Here is a 24,737-nt window from a genome sequence, read left to right on the forward strand (position 1 = left end):
CTTCAGACGGGTAGCGTATCAGACCTGTCAAGACCGCTTTGGGCGGCCATTTCTAGAACCCCACGAGCTCGCCATGAACGCGCCCACCGCCTTTCCCGACCAGTCCAAGCCCGTCCCGCCCTACAAGCACACGCCGCTGTTTCCGCTCGGGCCGGACACCACGCCCTACAAGAAGATCACCACCGACGGCGTGCGGGTTGAGAAGGTCTTGGGCCGCGACATGCTGGTGGTGTCGCGGGAGGCGCTGCGGACCTTGTCGGAAGCCGCGTTCGGCGAGATCAACCACTTTCTGCGTCCCGGCCATCTGAAGCAGCTGCGCAGCATCCTGGAGGATCCGGAGGCCAGCCCGAACGACAAGTTCGTCGCGCTCGACTTCCTGAAGAACGCCAACATCTCCGCCGGCGGCGTGCTGCCGATGTGCCAGGATACCGGCACCGCGATCATCATGGGCAAGAAGGGCTGCAACGTCATCACCGATGGCGACGACGAGGCGGCGCTGTCGCAAGGCGCGCGCGACGCCTACTTGCGCCGGAACCTGCGCTACTCACAGGTCGCACCGCTGTCGATGTACGAGGAGAAGAACACCGCCAACAACATGCCGGCGCAGACCGAGATCTATGCCGAGGGCGAGGACGCCTACAAGTTCATGTTCATGGCCAAGGGCGGCGGCTCGGCCAACAAGAGTTTTCTGTTCCAGGCGACGCCCTCGGTGCTCACCAAGGACCGGCTGCTGGCGTTCCTGAAGGAGAAGATCCTGACGCTGGGCACCGCGGCGTGCCCGCCTTATCACCTCGCCATCGTGATCGGCGGCACCTCGGCCGAGCTGTGCATGAAGACGGTGAAGCTGGCGTCTGCGCGTTATCTCGACGCGCTGCCGACCCAGGGCTCCCCGGATGGCAATGCCTTCCGCGATCTCGAGATGGAGCAGGAAATCCACAAGATGACGCAGTCGCTCGGCGTCGGCGCGCAGTTCGGCGGCAAGTACTTTTGCCATGACGTCCGCGTCATCCGCATGCCGCGCCACGGCGCGTCGTTGCCGATCGGTCTCGGCGTGTCGTGCTCGGCCGACCGCCAGGTGCTCGGCAAGATCACCAGGGACGGCGTCTATCTCGAGGAGCTCGAGCATCATCCGGCGCAGTATCTGCCGGAGGTCGAGCAGGCGCTTGGCGGAGAGGTCGTGAAAATCGACTTGAACCAGCCGATGAAGGACATCCTTGCCACTCTGTCGAAGAACCCGATCAAGACCCGGCTGTCGCTGACCGGCACCATGATCGTCGCGCGCGATGCCGCGCATGCCAAGCTGCGCGAGCGTCTCGACCGCGGCGAGCCGCTGCCGGACTACTTCAAGAACCATCCGGTCTACTACGCCGGCCCCGCCAAGACCCCGGACGGCTACGCCTCCGGCGCGTTCGGCCCGACCACCGCGGGCCGCATGGATTCCTTCGTCGACCAGTTTCAGGCGGCCGGCGGCTCGATGGTGATGGTCGCCAAGGGCAACCGCGCGCCGGCGGTGCGCGAGGCCTGCAAGAAGCACGGCGGCTTCTATCTCGGCTCGATCGGCGGCGCCGCGGCCAACCTCGCCGAGCACTGCATCAAGAAGGTCGAGGTCGTCGAATATCCCGAGCTCGGCATGGAGGCCATCTGGCGCATCGAAGTGGTGGACTTCCCGGCCTTCATCATCATCGACGACAAGGGCAACGACTTCTTCAAGGAGCTGAACCTCGGCTGAGGTGAGCCGGGCGTGATGTTTGTTGCGGCGGCCGGGAGCGATCCCGCCCGTTGGTGTATGGGGGAGGCCCATCTCGCCTGAGCGCGTAGCGTGGCAACCGAATTCGCACGCCGACGGTGCGCTCCCCTCCCCCTTGCGGGGAGGGGTTGGGGGTGGGGGTCCACGAGTCGCGCTCTATCTGATGGGCGAGGAAACGCAGCGCGATGCGACCTCGCTCTCTCGATAGTTTGGTGGTTGATGTGTGTGCGCGCCCATAGCGTTCAGCGCCCGGAGACCCCCACCCCCGACCCCTCCCCGCAAGGGGGAGGGGAGCTCACTGCTGTTGTGGGGCCAGCTCGGCTCCGACTACCGTGGGACTCAGCGTGCGTTCGTGGCAAGAGGAGCACGATGCTGAACGAAGCAACTGGTAGTCTGATGTAATGCACGCCAACCGCATCATCGGTCTCGACGGCTTCTCCCGCGGCTGGGTCGCGGTGTCGATTGCAGGCGACCGGCGCGACATCGCCTTTCCCGCCGACGTTTCGACGGCACTATCGGCTCCTTTTACCCGCGCCGCGATCGACATCCCCATCGGCATGACCGACGGCGGCAACAGAACCTGCGACAAGCTCGCGCGCGACAAACTCGCGCCGCATCGCTCGCGCGTGTTCACCGGCGCGCGGCGCTGGCTGTGGGAGAACTACAAGGACCCAGATGAGGCCAATATCGAGGCGTCGCGGCGCGGGCAGACGCGCGCCTCGCGCCAGCTCTGGCATCTCGGCCGAAAGATCATGGAGGTCGACGCCTTCGTGCGCGCGCATCTCGATCGCGACATTCGCGAGGTGCATCCCGAGCTAGTGTTCCTTCGCCTCCACGGCGCGCCGTTGCCGTCGAAGAAGACGGATCATGGCGCCAGGCTGCGGCGCGACTTGTTAGTTTCTGCAGGCTTCGCCGCCATCGACGACTGGATGACTCGCGCCCGCATCGGCACCGGTGCCAAGCCCGACGACGTCCTCGACGCCTGCGCGGTCGCGCTGGCCGCTCGCGACTGCGCGGGCTGCGTACCGGAAGAAGCTGCGCCGCGCGACGCGCATGGCGTGCCGATGCAGATCTGGTTTTGAGGCGCGGCCCGGCCAAGTTTGTCCCACATCTGCTTCAGCGTGGAGGGCTGGCGTACATGGGGTAAGCGATCAACGGACGGGTTTCCGCTTATCCCTGCATAGGGCTAGGCCGTCGAGTTTCGAGATGCTGCTAGCGGAAATCGCGTGCGTTGAGCGGGTGCTTGTGGTTGGGCACCGGGCCGAATTCGCTGCGTGGTGCAAGAGGGAGCGTCTTTGTTGAGCACTGAACCATGTTCGTGCTGAGATTCAGGTCGCAGTCGTCATAATCCAACGTCACCCGCCGCTTGCAGCTGTTCTTCAGGCTGTACCAGTTGACCCCAGGAGCTTTCGGCCACGCCTTCTCTACCACGCACTGGCTTGGATCTGATTGTAGGGCCGAACTGACTGTCCGCGCCGGTCGAACTACGCTTGATGGTGGCTCGGCAACGGGCTTGGTAATGGGAGTTGCTGCCGGATTCGGCTGCGTTCTGTCCACGCCGAGAATGTCAGCGGTCACATTCTTCGCTGCAGAGCCAAGATCCCGGGAACGAGCGTTTGCCGGTACCGCTCCGATGCGGACAGCGGTAGCGGCCCCGCCATTCGTGGACATGGACTTTCCGTCCGGCTCGAGCGTGTAGTTCCATGTCCCCGCGCTGTTCGTATAGGTCAATACGTTTCCCGAGCAGGTCCACGTACCCTGGACACAAGCCGGGTGTTCGCTGCACAATGCTCTGCCGTCAGGGAGTAGCGTACCTCTGTTGCCACTGCCTGAGTGTCGCCAGTCACCGATAAACTTGGCTGCGCAACTCGATTGCGGAGCGGCCTCTGCCGCGGCGGTACCGGAAAGTAGTACCGAAAGAAGTAAGAGATATCTCATTGTAGTTCCAATGAAGCAGGTTGGACTATGATTACCCAATTCCTAGCTCGAATGTGAGTTAGGTGATCCAATCAGATTCCGATCGCGACCGCAACGATGACCGCTTGAGCCATTGCGGCAGCCGTAGCGATGGATATAGGAAGTCCCCGCCTCACGGTTGATGGCTTCGATGCCTGCCAGGGGTCGAAATACAAACAAGTGCGCACCGTTCCGCTGGTCGGACCTCAATGAGGGGGCGCGGCTTCCCTGACGGGCCATAGGCCAATGTTCGATCCGATTTCCAGGGGGAAGGTTCTAAAAAAAATAAATCGCTTGTGATTTTTCCGAAATCGTGATTTTATCTCGCCATCCCGCCTCACTGCGGAGGGGCGTTGCGCGCGATCGTCACGACACGCGAGGCGGGGAGGCGATGGCCGCGATGGAGCCGCAGCGTGTCTTCGGATACGCGGACGAACGGCTTGGCGCGGACGCGAAGTCGCAGCGTCCTGACACCCCGAAGCTGGTGTCACGTTCGTGCGGTGCTGAGCGCATCGCGCGGATCATGGTGGCCAACAAGCCGGCGCACCAGGGAGACTGCGTATAAGCGTGAAGCCATCGCGCAGGGAAGGCCGGGCGTTTCCGGCTGCACCTGTGGTACCTGCCGCCTGCATTTCTTTCGCAGGCGGGCCGCAGGCGTCAGCCGACGCCTGGCCTTCCCTGCGCCCTCTGCATTTGGCGAGGGACATGCCGATGCATCACTCGGGCCTTATCAGCCGCGAGGCTGCGTCCGCTTGTCCGGGCTGTTTGAGATGTGAAGCGGAACGAGCCGGACAAACGCTGCCGCAGGGTGGGCAAAGCGTCCGCCCGTGGGGCGGGTGCATGCCCACTGTCGATTGGCGCACTGCGGAGCTAATGGTGGGCACGGCGCGCGTGGGGCCGCCACGAAGCGGCAGCGGCGTGGCGTGCCTTTACCCACCCTTCAGAACGGTGATCAGCCCCGCGCGCCGGTGAACGGGAAGCTGCCCATGAAGCCGATGCCCATCTCGCCGGAGATGGTGTCGCCGGCGACCTTGCCCTTGAAATCCAGCGTCAGCGGCATCGGGCTGGTGATCGAGACCTTCCAGGCGACGTCGTCGCCGTTGACGGTGCCGTCGAAGATCTCGGCGGAATCGCCTTCCGCGGCCTGGGTCCCCGTCAGCGTCGCGCCCGAGCTCTTCAGGCTCAGGGTCGCGCTGCGCTCGCCCATGGGCGTGTTCAAGGTCAGATTCCAGTTGCCGTCCACAGCCATCGATCGTTCTCCTGGCATTGCGATTTTGCGGACCTCGAGGCAACGACCTCGAGGATGCGTTCGGCCGCCCCTATAGCGCATCTTTGCGCGTAAGCCCATTGCGGCGATCGGATGCAGCGATCAGGCCCGCGCCGCCCTGAGGCGGTTGGCGACCACGAAGCGGAAGGCCATGAACTGCAGCGCGAAGGCCGCGACCTTGGCGCCGCCCGCGACCACGGTGATGTAGAGCACCCACAGCTTGATGTCGCCGGTCATGGCGACCGCGATCGTGCCGAGACCGAGCGCGAACATCAGCGCCGCCCAGGCATAGCCGGCGATGGTGACGTATTCCGGAATGGTCTCCGACACGATCGGCGGCACGTAGCGCAGCATCCAGCCGCGCTTGAGCATGATCAGCCCGATGGCGAAATGGCCGATCGCGGGCTTGGCGAACATGAAGCGGGGGTCATTGGTCAGCAGCGTCACGCCGCCGAGCACGATGACGAGGCCGACGCTGGCATAGGCCATGAAGCTGAGGTTCACGCCCCTGATGCGCGCCCAGACCACCTGCACCACGGCGACGGCGACCGCGGCGGCGGTGGCCAGCACGACATCATCGGTTGCGATGTACAGGATGAAGAACACCGCGGCCGACAGGAAGTCGGCAATCAGCTTGGCAAACACGATTTTCACGCACGTCTCCTGCAGCAGACCCCGGTCACGAATCTTGGCCGGACATTGCGGCGGCAGTCTGCGCTGCCACGTCCTTTGTTCGGCGGTAGTCAGGATACCAGCGCGTGAAATAAAGTGCACTATTGCGGGCGGCAAAGGCGATGGCGAGGCCGGTCCAATAGGGCAGGCCCGGCACGTAGAGCGTCATCAGGTTGCCGACGATCATCAGCAGCGCCGATACGGTCCAGGCGCCGGTGATGACGTAATTGGCGCGCAGGAAGCCCGGAATCGCCGCGGTTTCCGGCGGTACGGCCTCGAGCGCATATTGCAGCGTGAACGGCGCGCGCAGCAGCATCGAGCCGAGCGACAGCGCGAAAATGCCGCAGTCGACCGCAAGACGCACCGCGGATGCGCTGAGGGTCGGATCGATGAGGCCGAGGTAGGCGGCTATGCTTGCGAACACGATCGCCGAGCCCAGGCCGAGAATCTTGATCGAGCGTCCCTTGACGACGTCGACCGCGACAACGATCAGGCACATCGCCGTGGCCACGGCCAGGCTGAGCGTGGCCGAGACCACCATCATCAGCGCCGCGTAGACGCCGTAGGGCGCAAGGATGAGGAAGATCGTCATAGAGCTCGCCCGGCCAATCTTTACACTGCCAAGATTAGTAGGATCCCGGCGGAACCGGGTCAAGCAAATCTTGACAATGTCAAAATTTTGTGAAGCAACATATTTAGCTAAGCTTTATCAATGACTTGCTTCGTTTGCGCCGACCCAATTGCCGTGGAAGCCATCGGGCACGCGGTGGCCGAGATGAACCAGGGCCACCGGACCGCCGCCGATGTCGGTGGCGTTGAACACGGCGAGGTCGCTGGTGTTGGAGCCGGCACGCCAGACCACGGTCAGCAGCCAGCCGTCGCCCTCGGCGGCATCGCGGCTGCGCGGCACGAATACCGGCTCGGACAGGGTGTCGCCGGCGGGCAGCAGATGCGTCGCGTGGCGCGTGCCGGCGCCGTCGACATGGACGAGGCCGGACAGCGCCCCGAACAGCGGGCCGTCCGGATTGGCGCAGGCGTACCAGCCATGGCCGCTCTTGAGCCCGGCGCGGCGGTCGTCGATGCGGGGGAATTCACCGGTGAGGTCGTCGAGATAGCTCTGGGTGAAACGGTCGGTGTTGCCGGCGAGATCGAAGCTCCAGCGGCACAGCCGCGCGACCGACTTGGCCGGATCGGTCGGACGTCCGTCGGGATGCGGAAACAGCGGCGCTTCCTCGAACTGCATGACGTCGGCAATGATCCGGCTGCCGTCCTCCCAGGCATTCATGATGTGGAAGACGTAGCAGGCGTCACCGCGAAACCAGACGATGTCCTTGATGTCGCCGCTGCGCTTCATCACACCGACATAGGCGCCCTTGTCGGGCTCCCAGGCATAAGGCGGCTTGCCGGACATTGCGCGCTCGATGCTGCCGGTGAGCGGCAGGATTGGAAACAGCACGTGATTGGCCGTGACGATGAAGTCGTGCACCATGCTGGCATAGGGCGCCTCGAAACGATTGAGACGCGTCAGCTTGCCGGCCGCATCGACCGTGCCGTAGGACAGCGCTGGCGTCAGCGGACCGGCGGCGTTGTAGCCGAAGAACAGCAATTCGCCGGTGACCGGATCGGTCTTCGGATGCGCGGTGAAGGCGCCGCGCAGGCGGCCGCCGAAATCGTGATAGCCGCGGGTGGCGAGCGTGCCGGGCTCGATCTCGGTCGGCAGATGCGCCTCTTCGAGCGCGAGCAGGCGGCCGGCATGGGCGATGATGTTGGTGTTGGCAACGCCGCCATCGGTGACCTCGGCTGGCGCGTCCGGCAGCCTGCGGCCGAAGCCGCCGAACAGCGCGCGCCCCGCGCGGCGCTCGGCCTCGAATTTCGGGGTGCGGATCCAGCGGTTGCGATAGGACGCGCGGCCGTTCTCCAGATGGAACGCGTGCAGCATGCCGTCGCCGACGAACCAGTGCGAACCCGGCGAGTCGAATTGCGGATTGGGGCCGTTGCGATAGAGCGTGCCGTTCAGCTCACGTGGCAGTTCGCCGGTGACTTTCAGGAACGGCGCGTCGCATTCGAACGGGATCGGCGCGATGTTGTCGCGCGGTGTGGGGCGCTGGCGGGCTGTGTCGTGCAACGGTCCGTTCATCGACTGTCCATTCATGGCGCTTCCTTCCCCTTGGATCCGGCTTTATCTTTACGATGTAAAGATAAGGCTACCGGCCGAGCGCCTGCAGGTCAAGGCTAATCTTTACGCTGTCAAAATTGCTTGTATAAGGAGAGGCATGACGAAGATCGAACAGGCAAGACTGAGCAGGCACCGGACGGCTACGGCGGTGGCCCGGACGCGGTCGCGCCGCGCGGTGAGCGCGGGCGAGCCGGCGGCGCCCTATCATCACGGCGCGCTGCGCGATGCGCTACTCGAAGCGGCCGAGCGCGTGCTGGAGCGCGACGGGCTGGCCGGACTCACCTTGCGCGCGGTGGCGCGCGAGGCCGGCGTGTCGCATGCGGCGCCGACGCATCATTTCGGCGATCTCACCGGGCTGGTCAGCGAGCTCGCGGCGATCGGCTTCACGCGGTTCAATGCGGCGATGAAAGCGGCCGGCGAGCAGCCCGGCACGCCGATCGAGCGGGCGATGGCGCGGGCCCGCGCCTATGTCGCCTACGCGCAGGCCAATCCCGGCATGTACGGACTGATGTTCCGCACCGAGCGTCTGGATTATTCGCGCCCTTCGCTGCACGAGGCCGCGGAAGCCTCGTTTGCCGGACTCGCGGGATCGGTCGCCGCGCGCAGCGAAGGCCCGGTCGGCGACGAGGAGTTGTCGCTCGATCAGTCGGCGGCAATCGCCCGCGCCTGGTCGCTGGTGCATGGCTACACGATGCTGCTGCTCGACGGCCGCCTTGCCGACATTCTGCGCCGTTCGCCACCGGGCACCACGGCCGAATCGCTGCTGGAGGCGATGCTCCGGGCCACCGTGCCGAAGCTGCCGCCGGGCGCGTAGTTCGACGCACCGGAAACCGGGTGGGGGATCGTGCGTTGGCAACGCATGGCACGAACCCCACGCGCTCCCTGGAGCAAGGCCAATCCGCGCAAGCGCGCCGGCAAGGCCTCCACCCGTCTCACCCCGGCCGAAAAGGCGGCGGCCAAGGCGCGCGCCCGTCGGGCCGGGCGGCGCTATCCCAACCTGGTCGACAATATGCGCGTCGCGGCCACGAAGGCGGCAAAGACCAAGACCAGCGGCCGCAAGCGGGCGGCGAAATCGAAGACCGGGAAGGGCGCATCGAAGACGGCGAGCAGGCGCACATCCGCCGTGCGCAAGACCGCAAAGTCCGGACGGAAGTCGGCGCGCTAATTGGGCGGCAACGCCAGATCGACGGCCCGGCCGCGCGTGCCGACGATCTTCACCCTGTCCTTGCCGCAGGCAAAGCCTCGCGCCGTCTGGTCAGCCGCCTGCCGCGCCAGCTCGTTGGCATTGGAGTTGGCGGCAGCGTCGACATAGGCGACATGACACACTGGTCCGGGCGGCAGCCGGGTCACCACCAGCATCGGCTTGTCCTTCGGCCCCTTGCTGCCTTGATCGTCGTTGTCGGCGATCTGCCAGCGCTGGATGATCGCGAACGGCTTGCCGTCAGCCAGCCTCCATTCGACAGCGTTGCCGGCGGAGTTGAACGGTCCGAACCAGGTCTGAGCAGCCGGCTCCTTGGCGGCCGCGCGGACATTGCGCCCCACAGACACGGTCTGGCGAAGATCGCCTTCGTTGACGAGCAGGATCAGGCCGTCCTTGCCAGGGCAGGTCTGAGTCGAGCTGTCATCCTCCTGCTTGCCGCCGATGGTGCGGCAGTCCTTGGCGGCGGCCGATGTATAGGCGCTGGCGATGGTCTCTGCAGCCGCCTGTCCGATCCACGCCGTGCAGAGCATCAATGCGACACTGATTCGTCGCGCCACGACGCGATGTGGGAGGAATTCGGACATGCGAGGGCCCCTGATGACCGGAATTCGTCCTGCGCAGGACGCTGCAAACTGGGGACGGCGCGAAACGGCGGCGGGAAACACCTGACATCGTCGCGAATTTATCCTAGAACGGCGGCCTCGCGAGGTCCATGTCTTCTCATCACTCATGCCTGTCATTCCGCAATCCAAACCCTATCGCATCGGCCGCTCCAAGACGGGGCTTGGTCTGTTCGCCACCCAGCCGATCAAGAAGGGTACCAAGATCATCCGCTATTTCGGTCCGCTCTTGGATTCGAAGAAGGCGGACGAGGACGCGATCGAGAACAAATATCTGTTCGAGCTCGACAAGCGCTGGACCATCGACGGCTCGATCCGAGAGAACGTCGCCCGCTACATCAATCATTCCTGCAAGCCGAACGCCGAGTCCGACGTCAAGCCGCGCAAGAAGAAGATCTTCATCCGGGCCATCAAGAACATCGAGCCCGGCGAGGAGATCAACTACGACTACGGCACGGACTACTTCAAAGCCTATCTGAAGCCGATCGGCTGCAAATGCGACGCCTGCGAGAAGAAGCGGGCCAAGAAGAAGGCCGAGGCGCGCGCCGAGCGGGCGCAGGTGAAGGCGAAGGACGTGCGCAAGGCCGAGAAGAAGGCGAAGAAAAAGGCCGGGAAGCTCGTCAAGGACAAGGCCAAGCAGCGGCCCAAGGCCAGAGCCCAATCGGGCGAGGCGGCTCGCGGCAAAGCCAAGACCCGGCGGCCGGCTGCCGGCAATCGTGGCAGGACCAAATCCACCCCGGCGAAGACGCAGACCAGCCGCGCCAAGGCGGCCTGATCCGATCGGCTCGTGTCCGGATCTCTCAGGACGGCTTCCCGAAGGCCAGCGTCGTCCAGGTGACGCCGGCCGCCCGGTTCTCCGCGCCGAGCGACTCGCCGTGCCGGTTGAGCTTGAGCGTCAGCCCGAGCTGCCGCGCGGGCTCGACGATCGTCTCGGCCGCGATCTCGAACATCCGGCGGCCCGGCGGCACCGGACCATGCCGCAACGTCATGATCAGCAGTCCGCCGGGAGCAATCCGCACCGCGATGTTGGGAAGCGCGCGTCGCCGCTGTGCCTCATCGAGATGCATCAGGACGGCGGTCAGCATGACGAGGTCGAACTGCTCGCCACGAGCGGCCAGTGCGGCGAGCTCCGGAAGGCTGTCGTCGATCCAGGTGATCGCCGGCGAGGCATGCAGTTGCATGGCGCCGACGCGCAGTGCTTCGGTCGGCTCGACGGCCACCACCTGATGTCCAAGGCCCGCGAACCAGGCGGCGTCGCGGCCCGTGCCCGCGCCGATGTCGAGCACGCGCGCGGGCGCGTTGGGCAGCAGATGGAGCACGGCGGCATGAACCTGTTCCGACGGGATGCTCTCGTAGCGCACGAAGAGATCTTCGGCCTCGGTGGCGTAGCCCTCCGTTCCGATCACCTGAGGCTGCATCGCTACGATCTCCCGTCGATCTCCGATTATGCAGAAGATGCGCTCGCCGCGCATGTCCAAATATCGGTTTGGCCGTGAGCGCCGGGCCGCTCGATCATGAAGCCCGGCGCTCACCACCGGTCAGGCCGTGACCGCGGCGGTGCTCCGGCGCAAGCCCATATACTGCAATTCGGCGAATAGGCCGGTGCCCAGCGCCTGCACTGCGACGAAGATCTCGCCGAGCACGTTCGGTGCGACCAGGCCCGAAAACAGCAGTGCGATGCTGCCGACCGTCCACGCCGCATTGCCGCCGATGACCAGGACGATCAGCGGCCTCGGCGCCACCGGCCGCCAGCCCAGCCAGCCGACGAAGCTCGCGTAGACGACCAGGAACAGGCCGGTCTCGCGCAGCAGCGCGTCGGGCAGTTGCAGCAGCGCCGCCAGCGGCGAGGCGCCGAAGGTGAGCGCGAGCCCGGCAACGCCGCTGAAGGCGGCATCGGCGAGCAGAGCGCGGCGGAGCAGGGCGGACGAGGTGATCATGTCGGGTCTCCTTCGGTTGGGGGCGGTTCAACGGAACCAGGCCAGGAGCTGACGGCGCAGGCGCGCCGGGCGCAGCGAGCGCGCTGCTCTCGTCTCGATCGCGTACACCTGTGCAAAGACGAGGCTGCCCGTGACGTACAGCAGCGGTTCCGGCATGTTGAGCGAGCGCGCCAGCAGCGATGTCGCGAGACCCGCCAGCCATTGGCTGGCGGCGGTGAAGGGAAGGGTCTCGAGATTGCGCTGCCTGCTCATCGTCATCTCCTGTGGTGAGGACGATGACCTGCGCCGGGAGGCATTTCGATTACCTGGCAGGTCATGGAGGTGCTGACGTCAGCGTGTTAGGTCTTGGCTCATGAATGCACAGCTTGCTTCGGCGCGCGCCGACCGCGCCAGACCCGTTCATGTCGGCGAGCACCTGCGGCAATGGCGGCAGCGGCGGCATCTGTCCCAGCTCGATCTCGCGCTCGATGCCGAGATCTCGGCGCGCCATCTGAGCTTCGTGGAAACCGGCCGCGCCGCGCCGTCGCGCGACATGGTCCTCAAACTGGCGGAGCGACTGGACGTGCCCCTGCGCGAACGCAACGTTCTGCTGGTGGCGGCTGGCTACGCGCCCGCCTTCCAGCAGCGCCCGCTGGATGATCCGGCGCTCAAGCAAGCGCGCGAGGCGATGAACCTCGTGCTCAAGGCCCACGAGCCCAACCCTGCGCTCGCGATCGACCGGCACTGGAACCTGGTCGCGGCGAACCGGATGATCGCGCCGCTGCTGTCAGGTGTCTCCGAGCGGCTGCTTGCGCCGCCCCTGAATGTGCTGCGCGTGGCGCTGCATCCGGAGGGGTTGGCGGCGCGGACGGTGAACCTTGCCGAATGGGCCGGCCATCTGCTGGAGAGACTGCACCGGCAATGCGAGGCAACCGCCGATGCCGGCTTGCTCAAGCTTTATGAGGAGCTGAAGTCCTATCCGATCCCCGCGCGATCGGCGCCGCTCGCGGCCGACAGCGTCGCGATCCCGTTGCGGCTTCGGGTCGGCGATGATGTGCTGAGCTTCTTCTCGACGACGATGGTGTTCGGCACGCCGGTCGATATCACGCTGTCGGAGCTGGCGTTGGAGACCTTCTTTCCGGCCGATGAGCTCACCGCGCTCAGACTGAAGGAGATGGTTACCTCGCCGTGACCCCGCTTGTGTTGGCCGTGCGTGGGTTTATCTTGGGCGCAGCCATGGGAACCTGGAGGCACGCGCATGAGCACCTTGAAGCCGCTGATCATCGATGTCGTCTCCGATGTCGTCTGTCCCTGGTGCTACATCGGCAAGAAGCGCATCGAGGAGGCGCTGAAGCTCGTGCCTGACGTGCCGGTCGAGGTGAACTTTCGGCCGTTCTTCCTCAATCCCTGGGTGCCGCGCGAGGGCATCAGCCGCGAGCAGTACCTCACGACCAAGTTCGGATCGGTCGAGGCCTACAAGGGCATCGCAGGCCGCGTGGTCGCGGCCGCGGAGCAGGAGGGGCTGAGCTATCATCCCGATCGTGTCGCCCGTCAGCCCAACACGATCGATTGTCATCGCCTGATCCGCTGGGCCGGCGAGATCGGCAAGGCGCCCGAGATGAAGCAGCGGCTGATGGAGTTGTATTTCCGCGACGGCGGCGATCTGACCGATGTCGAGGTGCTGGTACAGGCCGCAGCGGAGTGCGGGCTCGATGCCGAGGTGGTCCGCAAGATGCTGGCGACCGACGAGGATGTGGCGCTGGTCTCGGCCCAGGCGCAGGAGGCCGCAGAGAAGGGCATCTCCGGAGTGCCGACCTACGTCTTCGCGCAGAAATACGCCGTCTCCGGCGCGCAGGATCCGCAGATGCTGGCGCGCGCCATCCGGCAGGTGTCGGCGGAGGTCAACGCCGAGGCGGCTGAGTAGTCGGCCGGCGCTTTCGGATGGCGCGGACCGCGTGCACGGCGCGGCGTGCCATGGCGAGGCCTTCGCGTCGCGCAGTCAATGCGCCGTGAATAAGCTCGACGACCGGATCGCGCGTATAGAGCGGGATAATCACGTCGCCGATGGCGAGGCGCTCGCGCCAGATCGGGTTGATCATGGGATGGTCGGGACCGGCGGTGGAGTCGGCGGCGTTGATCTTCGGATCCGCGCAAAGGTGCCGCGTCAGGTCGAGCGTCAGCTGGACACCGGGCGAGTATTTCGCGAAGCGCTCGTCGACGCCGAGCTTGAAGAAAAAGGCGCGATCCTGATGCCGTAATACGACGCCTGCGGCGACGGTGGTGTCGCCCGCGATGAGGCTGATGATCTCGCAGGCCTCGTGCTGTGCCAGCGCCGGTGCAGCGCGTCGGATGAACGCCGCGTCGCCGTCGTGCTGGATCAGCGCAGTGCCGCGACGCCCCTTCCAACCGCTCGCCTCCAACACCAGAAAAGTCTCCAGCGCAGTGGAAACGTCGCCGGGAGAGCGCGCGACCTCGAAGCGGACGTCGCCATGCTCGGCCAGCCGATGACGCAGGCGGCGCAACTCCTTCAGCTTTTTGGCGCCGAGCGCATCATGCAGCACCGTGTCGGCGTCCCCGCTCGCATCGAGCAGGGCCCGGTCATAGGATTGCAGCACGCGCGGGCGCAGATCCACGCGACGAAGCGCCGCCTCGAACGCCTGCATCACGGAGCCTGCCAGCGACATGTCTCGCAGCAGCAGGGCGCGCGCGCCTGTTCGTCGCGCAGCGTCGAGCAGTTGCGCCGCAGCCCGCTCCGCGCTCCTTCTGTCGAGCAGCGGCGTGCACAGCGTGCCGTAGGGATGGCCGCTGGCGAGCGCGGGCAGGGGAAGCCTGCAGGCATGCCATAGGGAGGTCGTGGGCATCAGGCCGATGAGACGCGAGGGCCGATCGTCATCCCATGCGCACAGCGCCGATGTTCCGGTGCGGCCGCGCGCCGTTGCGTTCACCGCGCGCTCCCAACCGGGCAGGTAATAGCCGTTCGGCTCGCGCGCATGCTCCGCCAGATCCTGCCATGCCTGCGGTGAAACGGTCTCGAGCGGCACCAGGTCAGCGGCGCGCACGTGTTCGAGCGGACCGGCCTGCTGGTTCCTTGCCGTCGATGAAGCAGTCGCAATCGCGCGATCGATGATCTCGGCCACGTCCCGATGGTCCCCTCGCGGCGCGGACAACCCACACCGCAGGCGACACTAGCGCAAAGCTGACAAGAGACACTTGCCGTTGGCAGACAATTCGAATCGATGCGTTAACGGCCGGTTCAGCACGTCGCCTGATGCGGTCAGCGGATCAGCGCCACCTCGCGGAAGGCGCCGATCAGCGGCTTCTCGAGCTTGCCCTCCATCCCCTGGAGGATCTCGTAGGCCTTCTCGCGCGTCATCACCGGCTTGTAGCTGCGGTATTCGATCAGCGCCGAGAAGATGTCGGAGATGGTGAGGATGCGCGTCAGGTCCGGGATGCTGTCGGCCATCAGCCCATCGGGATAGCCGCTGCCGTCGAGAAATTCGTGATGGTTGCGCACCGCCTTCAGCACTTCGTCGGTGATCGCTGCGTTGTCCTTCAGTGCATCGTAACCGGCCACCGGATGGGTTTCCACCAGCGTGCGTTCCTTGACGTCGAGCCGGCCCGGCTTGTCGAGAATGGTGAGCGGGATCTTGGCCTTGCCGATGTCGTGGAACATCGCGGCCATGTAGAGACGCTCCAGATCCGAACTGTGGACGCCAAGGCTCAAGCCGAAATCCACGGTGATGCCGGTCACGAGCAGGCAGTGTTGATAGGTGCCTTCGTGATGGCGGCGAACGGTGGCAAGCCAATCGGACAGACCGTTTTCCGCTATACAGTCGGCGATCCGCTTGCCCGCCCGCCGGGTCTCCTCGACATCGATCGCTGCACCGCCCAGCACGGCTGCAAACATCGAGGCGATGCAGGACGCGCCGGCAAATGCGGCCTGTCGGTCGTCGACCGCGATGCTCTTGGCCGCAGAACCGGGACGCACATCGAGCAGCTTTCCGAGCAACTGATTGCGGCTCGGCGTGCTCGACAATACACTTGTCGCACCGAGCGCATAGGCCTGGACCGTCGACAGACGGGATTTGTTGTTGGTCAGGAAGATCCGCCGCGGAATACGCGAGAGCCGCTCCGAGATCTCCTTCAATGCGGTGATGTTGTCGACGTGGCGCAGATCGGCGGCCACGACGATCGCGTCGATGTCGCCGCCTTTGAAGTCGGCATCACCGATCAGTTCAGATGTGAGCGAGCAGCGTTCGGCCAGCATGCTGCGAAGCATAGCGAGCTTGGCCGTGTCATCGCCGACGAGGTGAACGTTCATGGAAAACCAGGTCCAGGGTCATTCCGCGTTTAGGCCGCGATGTTCCGCAGGAATTGTTAAATTTGAGCCATTCGTTCGCTGTGCGGTTGCGGATTTGCGTTAGCTAAGAACTAACAATCGGCGACCGGTGCGGTAGCCCGTTCCTGCACGCCCACCGACAGGACGAGTTCCAGCCGACGTGGCGGATCCAACTCGCCTTCGCAGGGAATTACTTCGTCGGCAGGACGGCTTTGTAATCTTCAGAAACACAGTCGTCGCCGGCCGCCGCGCGCCGCCGGTCGATGATCTCGTTGTGCCTGATCAAGAGCCGATAGGTCTGGCGCCGGAGCGCGGTTCCACTGGCGGATATGATCTGAGCCCGCACGCAGGCGGTCCATGTATCGCCGGCATCGGCATGTCGGGCGGATGTGGCCTCGACATCACGTGGCAGCGTCGTTGCGACGAAGATCATGTCGAGATTCTTGCGCACGAGAAGCGCGACATCTGGCGCGGCTTCGGGCTGCGGCGGCTCGGGCGCCTTGGCCCGCATGAAGGCCGGCAGGCGCGCATTGCTGTCGGCGGCGCAGCCGATCAGGAGCAGGGCCGAGAGCAGCCCCGCGAGCAGCCCCACGCGTGACGCAATCCGCCGCATGCCGCATCGTCCCCCATTGCGGCGCGCACGCTAGCGAGAGATCGCGGCATTGCTGCGGGAAACTCGTGCAGCAACGATGTCCGGTCGCGGCCGGCGGCAGTCATGCGCGCGCGAACGGCGCCGGCCGTCCGGCATCGTGCTCACCGGATTGTGCTCGTCGGGATGAACCGGGCCGCGAACCGGCTCGACCAACAGGCACGCCATGAGCAGATTGGATATCCCATGTTTCGGCACGCTCTCAGGGCTGCATTGCTCGCCGGCGGCCTGTTTGCCGGCCTTGCTCCCGCATTGGCTGAAAGCAGCAGGCTGGCGCTGGTGATCGGGCAGTCGGCCTATCGTTCGGTGACGCCGCTGCCGAATCCCGCCAACGATGCCAAGGCAATGGCGAAGATGCTGGGTGAAGCGGGGTTCGACGTGACGACCGCCGCCGATCTGTCGCAGCGGGACCTCAACAGGGAGGTCGGCGACTTCGCCGCCAAGATCGCGGCCAAGGGACCCGACACGGTGGCGCTGGTGTTCTATGCCGGCCACGGACTGCAGATCGACGGCGAGAACTATCTCGTACCCGTGGACGTCGATCCGCGACGTGAAGCCGACATTCCGCTGCAGGCCGTGCGTCTCAACGATCTCCTGAACACGCTCAATTCGGTGCCGAGCCGGATGCGAATCCTGCTGCTCGATGCCTGCCGCAACAATCCGTTTCCCGCCATCAGCCAGAACGCGGGCCGTGGCCTTGCGCTGGTCGACACAAAGACGGGAGCGCCGGGCACCTTCCTGTCCTACTCGACCTCGCCCGGCGCGGAAGCCGAGGATGGCACCGGCGCCAACAGCCCCTATACCACGGCACTGCTGCAGGCGGCGCGGGAGCCGGGCCTTCCCATCGAGCAGGCGTTCAAGCGCGTGCGCGTTGCGGTGAACAAGGTCACCGAGGGCCGGCAGACGCCGTGGGATTCGTCGTCCTTGACGGAGGATTTTCGCTTCGTCGGGTCGGCGGATGGAGGCGCTGCCAATGCCGGCCCGCGGCCGGTCGTCGCCAAGCGCAGCGTCGACGAATGGAAGCGCAGCCTGGAGGGCAAGCCGATCGAGGCCGCCAACGAAATCATCGTCGGCGACGGCAGCGTCGAGGCGTATGAGGCCTTCGTGACGCTCTACACCGCGCCGCCCTATGGCCCGCAGGCGCGCGAATGGCTCGACCTCCACAACAGGATGGCAGCCTGGAACGAGGCGGTGCTGATCAATACGGTGGCGTCCTATCAGGGCTTTCTCGACCGCTATCCGAACAGCGACCTGACCCCGACCGCGCGCAAGCTGATCGAGCGCCTGCGCAACCGGCCCGTGGTGACGCCGGTGGTGGCGGCCGCCAATGCGGCGATCCCGGCCGCCGCTTCGGCAACCCTGCCGGTCGTGCCGGCCGTAGCCGCGGCAGGCCCGACCTGCCCATGCTCGCAGACGCCTCCGCCGGCTCGGAAGTCTGAGACGCCGAAGCGGGTCGAAGAGAAGCCGGCGAGGAAGCGCGACGAGGACCCTCCCAAGCGCGCCGGCCGCACGCCCCGACGCGACCCTGACGACGATGTCGTCGTCTACGCGCCACCGCCTCCGCCGCGCGCGTATTATGGACCGCCGGTGCGCGTGGCGCCGCCGGTCAGTATCGGGATCGGCATCGGCGGCGGCTATGGCGGTGGCTATGGGCGGGCACCTCAGAACTATCCGACACGGCGCGGCTATGGCTACTGAAGCTGGCTGACGTCTGCGCATCGATGTGGCCGCCCGCAAGGGCGGCCACTGATGTTTGGCGGGGGACGTTCGTTGGGGTCATCCTCTCGGTTCTGCCATTCGTCATCGCTCCTCACCACTCGTCCCGCGGATGCCGCCGCCCGTCCCATCCTGCTCGATCCGCCCGCGAAGGCTGCTTTCATCGTCCCGGTGCGTCGCTTCGGATGCAGTCTGCGGGAGGGAAGGGTCATGTCATTGCGTCGAGCAGGTGTTTGCGCGGTCCTCGTCGGGAGCCAGTTGACGGTCGTGCCGGCCCTTGGCTGGCAGCACTGGGGCGGCGATGCCGGTGGAACGCGGTTCTCGCCGCTGGCGCAGATCACGCCTTCCAATGTCGATCGGCTGGTGCCTGCCTGGGACTATCACACCGGGGATCTGCAGAGCCGGCCGCCCGCGGCAGCCTTGCGGACCAAGTTCGAGGCGACGCCGATCCTGGTCGAGGACAGCCTGGTGTTCTGCACGCCGTTCAATGAGGTGGTCGCGCTCGATCCCGGCACCGGCGTGCAGCGCTGGCGTTTCGATCCCAAGGTCGGTGACGGGCGGCGCCCGGCCAATCGCTATGCCTGCCGCGGCGTTGCCCATTGGGTGGACGAGCGGGCGCCGGCCGGCGCGGCATGCCGCAGCAGGCTGTTCATGGGCACGGTCGATGCTCGCCTGATCGCCCTCGACGCGCAAACGGGACAGCCCTGCGCCGGCTTTGGATCGGACGGCGAAGCGCGGATCGACATTTCCAAGGATCTGCTATGGCCGGGCGAGTTCCAGATCACCTCGGCGCCGGTGGTGGGCGGGGGTGTCGTGGTGGTCGGCTCATCGATCGGCGACAATGTGCGGGTCGATGCGCCCAAAGGCACGGTCCGCGGTTTCGATGCGCGCACCGGCGCGCTGCGTTGGAGTTTCGATCCGTTGATCCATGACGGCATCGCGGCGGGACATGCGAACGTCTGGGCGCCGATGTCGGTCGACGAGACGCGCGGCCTCGTCTTCCTTCCGACCTCGTCGCCCAGTCCGGATTTCTTCGGCGGTGCGCGTCCGGGTGACAACCGGCATGCCGATTCCGTGGTCGCTTTGCGGATTGAAAGCGGCGAACTGGCCTGGTCGTTTCAGACCACGCACCACGACGTCTGGGATTACGATCTGCCGGCGCAGCCGACGTTGGCCCGAATCGATGCCGGGCAGGGGGCGCGTGACGTCGTCATGCAGCCGACCAAGCAGGGCTTCGTGTTCGTGCTCGACCGCGACACCGGCGCGCCGGTCTGGCCGGTGGAGGAGCGCGCAGTGCCGCAAGGCGCCGCCGAGGGTGAGGTTCTATCGGCGACGCAGCCATTCCCGACCCATGTGCCGCCGCTGCTCGATCAGCGCTTCGCAGCGGATGATATTTTCAGGGCCGTGCCGGGCGTCCTGGATTCCTCCTGCGACGATCAGCTCGCGCCATTGCGCAATGAGGGTTTGTACACGCCGCCCACGATCCAGGGCACGTTGCTGTTTCCGATGACCGGCGGCGGCGTGAACTGGGGCGGGGCGGCGTTCGATCCCGTCCATCAGATCCTCTACGCCAATGTCAGCCGTGCCATCCACATCGTCCGGCTGATCCCGCGTGCGGAAGCTGACGGGATGACGCCGCCGCGTGGTGTCGATGTCGGGCTGCAGCGCGGGTCGCCGTTCGCGGTGATGCGGGTGGTCGCCATGTCCAAGCTCGGCCTGTTGTGCAACCGGCCGCCATGGGGCGAAATGGTCGCGGTCGATCTCAAGGCCGGCAAGATCCTGTGGCGCTCGACCGTCGGCACCACCGAGGATCGCGCACCGCTCGGGCTGGCGTTCAAATGGGGCACGCCGCTCGTCAACGGCGTCGTGGTCACAGCCGGCGGCCTCGTCTTCACCGGCGCAATGGACGCCTATCTGCGCGCCTTTGATGCTGTCTCAGGTCAGGAGCTCTGGCAGGGCCGGTTGCCCGCGCCGGGCGTCGCCAATCCGATGACCTATGAATGGAAGGGCGAGCAATTCGTGGTGACCGCAGCCGGCGGCCATTCGGAGGCGGGAACGTCGCTCGGCGACAGCGTCGTGGCGTTTCGGCTGGCGCGCGATGGCGAAGGGCCCTCGCTGTGGTCACGGACGATTGATCGTCCGGGCGGACGGTTCGCCGCCGGCTCCCTGCTCGCGGCCGGGGTGCTGGCCGGCCTGTTGGTGGCGTTGTGGCGATGGCGCCTGCGGTGGGTCTAGCCCGCCGCGCCGCTATCAGTCGAATGCCACGCCGATCCGCTTGTCGTGGCTCCAGACTGCGTGGCAGCGCCGCGTGAATTTGTCGGCCGGGATCACCAGCGTGAAGGCTTCGGGCAGACCGACCGGACTGACCACCTCGACCCTGGCGCCGGTGTCGGACATGTTGCGGACCATGCAATCGACCGCGCCGCCGCCGTCGAATGCCAGCCTGCCCTGCTTCAGCACCCGATGCCTCGGTGCAATGCGCTTGTCACTCGTCTCGCTCATGGCCTGTATTCCGGTGCCGGACGGCGTCACCTTTCGCGTCAAAAGCACCTAAAATAAATCAGGCTCGCGTTTCGATCAGATGAATCCGGCGTGCGAAGCCCGGGCCCTCGCCTTCACGTTTCGTTAACCCGGCCAGGCCGCGGATCAGAGCATCGCGAAGGCGCTCGACACCATGGCCACTGGCTTGCCATCGCCGGCGCTGGTCAGTGTGACCCGGCCGAAGCTCATGGTGCGGCCCATCCGCACCACGCGCGCATCGGCCATCACGTCGGCGGAGGCAATGGCGCGCATGAAATGCGTGGTCTGGTCGACAGTGGTCATCGGCCGGTAGCCGCCGCTGGCGGTGACCATCCCGATCACCATCGCGGTATCGGCAAAAGCCATCAGCGCCTGGCCGCAGACGACGCCATTGTCGCGGCAGAGCCGCGGCGAAAACGGCATGCGCAGGATGGCGCCGGCTTCGCCCTGCGGAGACGGCGCGATGTCCTCGACGATCAAGCCAAGATCCTTGATCCAGGGCGCGAACACGTCATCGAGGATGCGCCTCGCGTCGTCGGTGGTGAAGTTCAGGGTCTCGTTCGGCACGCGCGGAGGTCCTTCCATGATCGTGTCATCGACGTGTCTCGGCATCGACTTGCCTCGCCGCGATCGGCGGAGCCGCCGGAATGTTGCCGCAGAGCGGCGGCTTGAAAAGGCCGGAGTTGGAAAACTATGATGATGGCACGCCGTGGAACAGACGGCAGGCGCGCGCAGACGATGCGGCCGTGAACATCCCGACCTGCGCTCCACCGTTCCGGCACAGTGCCGCGGGCTTGGCGCATGGCGAAGCGATGGTATAAGGCGCCTATACCGGGGAGTAACCAATGAAGAAGCTGATCGTGACGATGGCGGTCGCCGTGCTGGCCGGCTGGGCGGTGCCCGCAATGGCGCAGATGCCCAACATCAACCTTCTCGCCGACGGTCCCTCCAAGTCGCCCGAGGAGAAAGAGGCCGAAGCGGCGCGGGAGCAGGCCTACAGGGACACCATGCGCAAGATTCCGGACGCCAAGACGAGCACCGATCCCTGGGGCAACGTCCGGGCGGCGGAGCAGCCCAAGGCGGCGCCTGCCATGAAGACCACCGCGGCCAAGAAGCCGAAGGCTGTCGGCAGCACCAACTGAGATTTATCGCGCTCGGGTCGGGCGGGCTCTGACCCTTCGGGGCCCGTTTGCCGATTGCGGACTCGGATTCCTCGCGGCCCCGTCTATATTGACGGTGTGGCAGCGCGTTGGAGTTCGTCGATGGGGATGCGCCCCCGGGACATTGCCAGCCGGATGGCGGCCCGGCGCCAGAAGGGCGCCGTGGGGGCTCGCGACGGCTACGTTCGCGACACGTTCACGCTGCCGCGCGAGCAAGCGCGCGCCAAGGCCCGCGACTATCTGACCCGCTATCCCAAGGCTGGCTACATGAGCGCCGTCGAAAGCTGGCGCGAGCTTCCCGATGGGGCCATCGAGTTCACGATGCGGCGGCTTCCCAGCGCCGATTGAACGATTGCCGCGAGCGCCTCATTCCTTTTCGCCAAGAAGCTTGCGTGTATCCCGATTGATGAAATGAAGCCGCGTGCAGGCCTTGCAGACCACGGTTTCATAGGAGCACGTGGGATCGCCCGGCTTCGGCTCTTCCAGCCAATGCTGCACGTTCATCCCCGTTCGCGGACATTTGAAGATCAGATTACCCATACAAATTTAAATGTCTGCCAAGATGCAGACAGGCATTTTGATCTCGATCAAGTTCGGCTGCCGAAATGACGCGCAAGTCAACCTCGTTGACTACAATCTTGGGTTGCATTTTTCGCCTGCGACGATCCACAAGAGGTGTGGCGAGCCGTCAGGCCTGATCCAGCGACTCGGCGACGATCCGGATGCGGAAGACCGGCTGCCTTGCCTCGTCGAGCAGCTCCATCTGCCATTCGGAGTTTTCGGCGAGCTTGCGCGAGATGCTGCTGGCCATGTCGGCACAGACGGTGGTCATCTCTTTCCAGGCTGCATTGCGGTCGGCGCACTCGGTCCCATACTCGGACGCGCCTGAGAAGTGGCCGTTGCGGATACGAAAGAAATAGAGCGGCATTGCCAAAACCGGTGAGCCCTGACCGCCCCAGGCCGCTGGGTTTGATGTACGCACCACAAATGGAAGCGCAAAACCCACTCGGATCAATTCCGGTAAAATACGGTCGGTCGCGCTGATCGCTTCGGTTAGGCTGATTGCCGTTGGTGATGTGCGGCGCAACCGGACGAATCGCGGGCCAACGAATGAGCCTCGGACCGCTGCGGTCCGAGGCTCGGCGTCAACGTCGTAGCTTCCCAGCGAGGGCAGTTCGGCAGTGACACGATTAAATTAGTGCGAAATCTGTAGGCGTGCCTTGCGTCAGATCAAGGTTGCAATCTCGATCGGCCGCCGTGGGGCGCGCACCTGGCTGTGGTCGAAGATCCGTTCCGGCACGACTGTCAGTCGGTAGGCGATCTGCGTCGCGCCGTCGACCATCTCCAAGAGTTCATCGCAGGCCGGACAACGCCTCTCTCCCGCGGCGTCTTGCTGCGAGTGAAGCTCGATCCTTTGAAGGCCGGCCCTGCAGGACGGGCACGTCACGTCATTTGTTGTCATCGCCAATATGAAGCGCAACGCACGCGATCCGTTCCCCGACATCACGACAATGACGGAGGGAGATGCATCCCGAGCGGAGCTATCAACGTCGAAAGCCCCGGACGTCGTCCGGGGCTTTCTTTCGGCGCGGATGGTTTCAGGGCCGTGCGCCTACGTGTGACGGAGCCTGCAAGTGTCGGAGCTGGCAGGCTGCAAGGGATCGGTCGACGGCACACCAAAGGCGATACACTAGAGGATGTGCGGCGACCATCATCGCAACGAACAAACAAATCCGGGGCTGATCAAAAATCTGCTCAGACGTACGACAACCACGATTCTATAACGCAACCCAAAGTTTATGACAATGGTTTGTGGCTTGAAGATGTCGTGAGCGCCGGCGCGCGTGATGCGGATCACGCGGGTTTTTTCCGGGCCATTCCTCGGGCCGGCATGAGGAGCCGCGCCAATGGCGCGCTAACGCATCCTTGGGCAGGGTCCGACACGGGGGCGTCCGAGGTTCGTCGCTTCATCTGTCGTCCGTCATATGGTGGCCGTCGAGTGCTTGCACGCCACGTGATGCGGAACCTGATGGCCGGCCGCCGCTTGCGCGCGGCTGCGCGTCTGCATCGAAATCGTGCGCCTGCACGCACGACGAGCCGAACAAAAGCAGAAGAGGCGATGGAACTTCGTTCCTCTCAGGAGAACCACGGAATGTGCGATCTACGCACGCGTGTAGGAGTTGGTAGTTTCAAGGAAAAGACCTGACAAGCACGATCGGTCCAACGATTGCGGCGTTGAAGTCGGCGAGGTCTTCGCTGGGAATCCAGTACTCGCGATGCTTGCGGCCGCCGGCCTCGCGCACCTCGTAGGTGTCGATGAAGCCTCGCAGGATCGCAAAGCGCAGCACGTGGCCGGCGCCGCTCGCCGGCACGTTCCAGTCCCGTGCGATCTTCACGGCATAGTCCTCGGTCAGCACCGGGTAGAAGATCGGCTGCTCCGGAAGGCGCGGCGGAAACGCACGCATGCCCGACGCCTCGATCAAGGCAAGCTCCTTTGGGCCGACAGGGCGCCACAGCGTGAGGGTCTGTTCGTTGTTGGATCCGGTCATGCTGGTTCCGAAAATTGGAAGCAGTCTGCGAGGCTCACAGAGAAGGACCAGCAGGATGATGGGACACGGCCGAGACGACAATAACAATTTATAGTTGGGTCGGCGTCTGCCGCTGGTGCGGGAGATGAGGTTGGAGCGCTCGGACAGTTTGGTTTTAATCCGCGTGATCGCCGGTCGGCGGCTGCGCCGTTCGCGCGCATGGCTTCCGCCTCCAGCCGGATCGGGATCCCTTCGCAGTCGCCGTCATCC

The 24,737-nt window shown here is 65.3% G+C and carries 28 protein-coding genes; 11 read left to right on the forward strand and 17 right to left on the reverse strand.

Annotated features, from left to right (window positions below; translation table 11 throughout):
- Positions 1 to 73: 73 nt before the first annotated feature.
- On the forward strand, positions 74 to 1,729 hold the full coding sequence (locus ACQR0U_RS27545) for a fumarate hydratase (protein ID WP_315753126.1): 1,656 nt from the start codon (positions 74 to 76) through the stop codon (positions 1,727 to 1,729).
- A gap of 419 nt (positions 1,730 to 2,148) precedes the next feature.
- A complete protein-coding gene (locus tag ACQR0U_RS27550; RefSeq protein WP_315753125.1) occupies positions 2,149 to 2,829 on the forward strand; it encodes a DUF429 domain-containing protein in 681 nt (226 codons plus the stop codon).
- Between the two features lie 130 nt (positions 2,830 to 2,959).
- On the opposite strand, the gene ACQR0U_RS27555 is transcribed toward ACQR0U_RS27550, so the two are convergent.
- From ACQR0U_RS27555 to ACQR0U_RS27575, 5 genes are all read right to left on the reverse strand, one after another.
- Positions 2,960 to 3,478: a hypothetical protein gene (locus tag ACQR0U_RS27555; protein WP_315753124.1), complete on the reverse strand. Its 519-nt coding sequence runs from the start codon at positions 3,476 to 3,478 to the stop codon at positions 2,960 to 2,962.
- Between the two features lie 1,177 nt (positions 3,479 to 4,655).
- Positions 4,656 to 4,952 carry a hypothetical protein gene (locus tag ACQR0U_RS27560; RefSeq protein WP_315753123.1) on the reverse strand — a complete coding sequence of 99 codons (297 nt, stop codon included), beginning with the start codon at positions 4,950 to 4,952 and terminating at the stop codon, positions 4,656 to 4,658.
- Between the two features lie 120 nt (positions 4,953 to 5,072).
- Positions 5,073 to 5,624, reverse strand: coding sequence for a septation protein IspZ (locus ACQR0U_RS27565; protein WP_315753122.1), 552 nt, complete (start codon positions 5,622 to 5,624; stop codon positions 5,073 to 5,075).
- A 25-nt stretch (positions 5,625 to 5,649) separates the two neighbouring features.
- Positions 5,650 to 6,234, reverse strand: a complete 585-nt coding sequence (locus ACQR0U_RS27570) for a hypothetical protein (protein WP_315753121.1) — start codon at positions 6,232 to 6,234, stop codon at positions 5,650 to 5,652.
- 117 nt (positions 6,235 to 6,351) lie between these two features.
- Positions 6,352 to 7,779: a carotenoid oxygenase family protein gene (locus ACQR0U_RS27575; RefSeq protein ID WP_315753120.1), complete on the reverse strand. Its 1,428-nt coding sequence runs from the start codon at positions 7,777 to 7,779 to the stop codon at positions 6,352 to 6,354.
- Positions 7,780 to 7,915: 136 nt separating this feature from the next.
- Between ACQR0U_RS27575 and ACQR0U_RS27580 the strand changes: the two genes are divergently transcribed.
- Both ACQR0U_RS27580 and ACQR0U_RS27585 read left to right on the forward strand, forming a co-directional pair.
- Positions 7,916 to 8,632 (forward strand): TetR/AcrR family transcriptional regulator, encoded by a 717-nt coding sequence (locus ACQR0U_RS27580; protein WP_315716048.1) that lies wholly within the window; start codon positions 7,916 to 7,918, stop codon positions 8,630 to 8,632.
- A 45-nt stretch (positions 8,633 to 8,677) separates the two neighbouring features.
- Positions 8,678 to 8,983, forward strand: coding sequence for a hypothetical protein (locus tag ACQR0U_RS27585; protein WP_315753119.1), 306 nt, complete (start codon positions 8,678 to 8,680; stop codon positions 8,981 to 8,983).
- On the opposite strand, the gene ACQR0U_RS27590 is transcribed toward ACQR0U_RS27585, so the two are convergent.
- A complete protein-coding gene (locus ACQR0U_RS27590) occupies positions 8,980 to 9,549 on the reverse strand; it encodes a hypothetical protein (protein WP_434844045.1) in 570 nt (189 codons plus the stop codon). The two genes, ACQR0U_RS27585 and ACQR0U_RS27590, sit on opposite strands and share 4 nt — an antisense overlap.
- 199 nt (positions 9,550 to 9,748) lie before the next feature.
- On the opposite strand from ACQR0U_RS27590, the gene ACQR0U_RS27595 reads away from it, so the two are divergent.
- On the forward strand, positions 9,749 to 10,414 hold the full coding sequence (locus ACQR0U_RS27595) for an SET domain-containing protein (protein WP_316171174.1): 666 nt from the start codon (positions 9,749 to 9,751) through the stop codon (positions 10,412 to 10,414).
- A 25-nt stretch (positions 10,415 to 10,439) separates the two neighbouring features.
- On the opposite strand, the gene ACQR0U_RS27600 is transcribed toward ACQR0U_RS27595, so the two are convergent.
- The 3 genes from ACQR0U_RS27600 to ACQR0U_RS27610 form a co-directional block, all read right to left on the reverse strand.
- A complete protein-coding gene (locus ACQR0U_RS27600; RefSeq protein ID WP_434844015.1) occupies positions 10,440 to 11,057 on the reverse strand; it encodes a class I SAM-dependent methyltransferase in 618 nt (205 codons plus the stop codon).
- A gap of 120 nt (positions 11,058 to 11,177) precedes the next feature.
- Positions 11,178 to 11,576 (reverse strand): hypothetical protein, encoded by a 399-nt coding sequence (locus ACQR0U_RS27605; protein ID WP_315828223.1) that lies wholly within the window; start codon positions 11,574 to 11,576, stop codon positions 11,178 to 11,180.
- A 27-nt stretch (positions 11,577 to 11,603) separates the two neighbouring features.
- Positions 11,604 to 11,828, reverse strand: coding sequence for a hypothetical protein (locus ACQR0U_RS27610; protein WP_315716053.1), 225 nt, complete (start codon positions 11,826 to 11,828; stop codon positions 11,604 to 11,606).
- Between the two features lie 100 nt (positions 11,829 to 11,928).
- Here ACQR0U_RS27610 and ACQR0U_RS27615 point away from each other — a divergent pair, with 100 nt between their 5' ends.
- Together ACQR0U_RS27615 and ACQR0U_RS27620 are read left to right on the forward strand one after the other, a co-directional pair.
- Positions 11,929 to 12,747, forward strand: coding sequence for a helix-turn-helix domain-containing protein (locus ACQR0U_RS27615; RefSeq protein ID WP_315716054.1), 819 nt, complete (start codon positions 11,929 to 11,931; stop codon positions 12,745 to 12,747).
- A 66-nt stretch (positions 12,748 to 12,813) separates the two neighbouring features.
- Positions 12,814 to 13,479, forward strand: coding sequence for a DsbA family oxidoreductase (locus tag ACQR0U_RS27620; protein ID WP_315716055.1), 666 nt, complete (start codon positions 12,814 to 12,816; stop codon positions 13,477 to 13,479).
- On the opposite strand, the gene ACQR0U_RS27625 is transcribed toward ACQR0U_RS27620, so the two are convergent.
- The 3 genes from ACQR0U_RS27625 to ACQR0U_RS27635 form a co-directional block, all read right to left on the reverse strand.
- Positions 13,457 to 14,692: a GNAT family N-acetyltransferase gene (locus tag ACQR0U_RS27625; RefSeq protein ID WP_434872337.1), complete on the reverse strand. Its 1,236-nt coding sequence runs from the start codon at positions 14,690 to 14,692 to the stop codon at positions 13,457 to 13,459. The two genes, ACQR0U_RS27620 and ACQR0U_RS27625, sit on opposite strands and share 23 nt — an antisense overlap.
- A gap of 137 nt (positions 14,693 to 14,829) precedes the next feature.
- Positions 14,830 to 15,876 (reverse strand): HD-GYP domain-containing protein, encoded by a 1,047-nt coding sequence (locus ACQR0U_RS27630; RefSeq protein ID WP_315753113.1) that lies wholly within the window; start codon positions 15,874 to 15,876, stop codon positions 14,830 to 14,832.
- A 208-nt stretch (positions 15,877 to 16,084) separates the two neighbouring features.
- A complete protein-coding gene (locus tag ACQR0U_RS27635; RefSeq protein WP_315753112.1) occupies positions 16,085 to 16,507 on the reverse strand; it encodes a hypothetical protein in 423 nt (140 codons plus the stop codon).
- Positions 16,508 to 16,729: 222 nt separating this feature from the next.
- Between ACQR0U_RS27635 and ACQR0U_RS27640 the strand changes: the two genes are divergently transcribed.
- Both ACQR0U_RS27640 and ACQR0U_RS27645 read left to right on the forward strand, forming a co-directional pair.
- Positions 16,730 to 18,241, forward strand: coding sequence for a caspase family protein (locus ACQR0U_RS27640; RefSeq protein WP_315753111.1), 1,512 nt, complete (start codon positions 16,730 to 16,732; stop codon positions 18,239 to 18,241).
- Positions 18,242 to 18,469: 228 nt separating this feature from the next.
- Positions 18,470 to 20,494 (forward strand): pyrroloquinoline quinone-dependent dehydrogenase, encoded by a 2,025-nt coding sequence (locus tag ACQR0U_RS27645; protein WP_434872338.1) that lies wholly within the window; start codon positions 18,470 to 18,472, stop codon positions 20,492 to 20,494.
- A 15-nt stretch (positions 20,495 to 20,509) separates the two neighbouring features.
- On the opposite strand, the gene ACQR0U_RS27650 is transcribed toward ACQR0U_RS27645, so the two are convergent.
- Positions 20,510 to 20,761 (reverse strand): PilZ domain-containing protein, encoded by a 252-nt coding sequence (locus ACQR0U_RS27650; protein ID WP_315716061.1) that lies wholly within the window; start codon positions 20,759 to 20,761, stop codon positions 20,510 to 20,512.
- 144 nt (positions 20,762 to 20,905) lie between these two features.
- Positions 20,906 to 21,364, reverse strand: a complete 459-nt coding sequence (locus ACQR0U_RS27655; RefSeq protein WP_409977944.1) for a PaaI family thioesterase — start codon at positions 21,362 to 21,364, stop codon at positions 20,906 to 20,908.
- A 260-nt stretch (positions 21,365 to 21,624) separates the two neighbouring features.
- On the opposite strand from ACQR0U_RS27655, the gene ACQR0U_RS27660 reads away from it, so the two are divergent.
- Positions 21,625 to 21,921 (forward strand): hypothetical protein, encoded by a 297-nt coding sequence (locus ACQR0U_RS27660; protein ID WP_315716062.1) that lies wholly within the window; start codon positions 21,625 to 21,627, stop codon positions 21,919 to 21,921.
- 120 nt (positions 21,922 to 22,041) lie between these two features.
- Entirely contained in the window at positions 22,042 to 22,287 is a 246-nt protein-coding gene (locus tag ACQR0U_RS27665; protein ID WP_315828229.1) for a hypothetical protein, read from the forward strand.
- Between the two features lie 340 nt (positions 22,288 to 22,627).
- Here ACQR0U_RS27665 and ACQR0U_RS27670 read toward each other — a convergent pair whose 3' ends face one another.
- The 3 genes from ACQR0U_RS27670 to ACQR0U_RS27680 form a co-directional block, all read right to left on the reverse strand.
- Positions 22,628 to 22,867, reverse strand: coding sequence for a DUF6894 family protein (locus tag ACQR0U_RS27670; protein WP_012045383.1), 240 nt, complete (start codon positions 22,865 to 22,867; stop codon positions 22,628 to 22,630).
- Positions 22,868 to 23,164: 297 nt separating this feature from the next.
- Positions 23,165 to 23,287, reverse strand: coding sequence for a hypothetical protein (locus ACQR0U_RS27675; protein WP_434844018.1), 123 nt, complete (start codon positions 23,285 to 23,287; stop codon positions 23,165 to 23,167).
- 841 nt (positions 23,288 to 24,128) lie between these two features.
- Positions 24,129 to 24,422, reverse strand: a complete 294-nt coding sequence (locus tag ACQR0U_RS27680; protein WP_315716194.1) for a hypothetical protein — start codon at positions 24,420 to 24,422, stop codon at positions 24,129 to 24,131.
- Between the last annotated feature and the right edge of the window lie 315 nt (positions 24,423 to 24,737).

The organism is Bradyrhizobium sp. HKCCYLRH3097 (assembly GCF_051167875.1).
Lineage (GTDB): Bacteria > Pseudomonadota > Alphaproteobacteria > Rhizobiales > Xanthobacteraceae > Bradyrhizobium.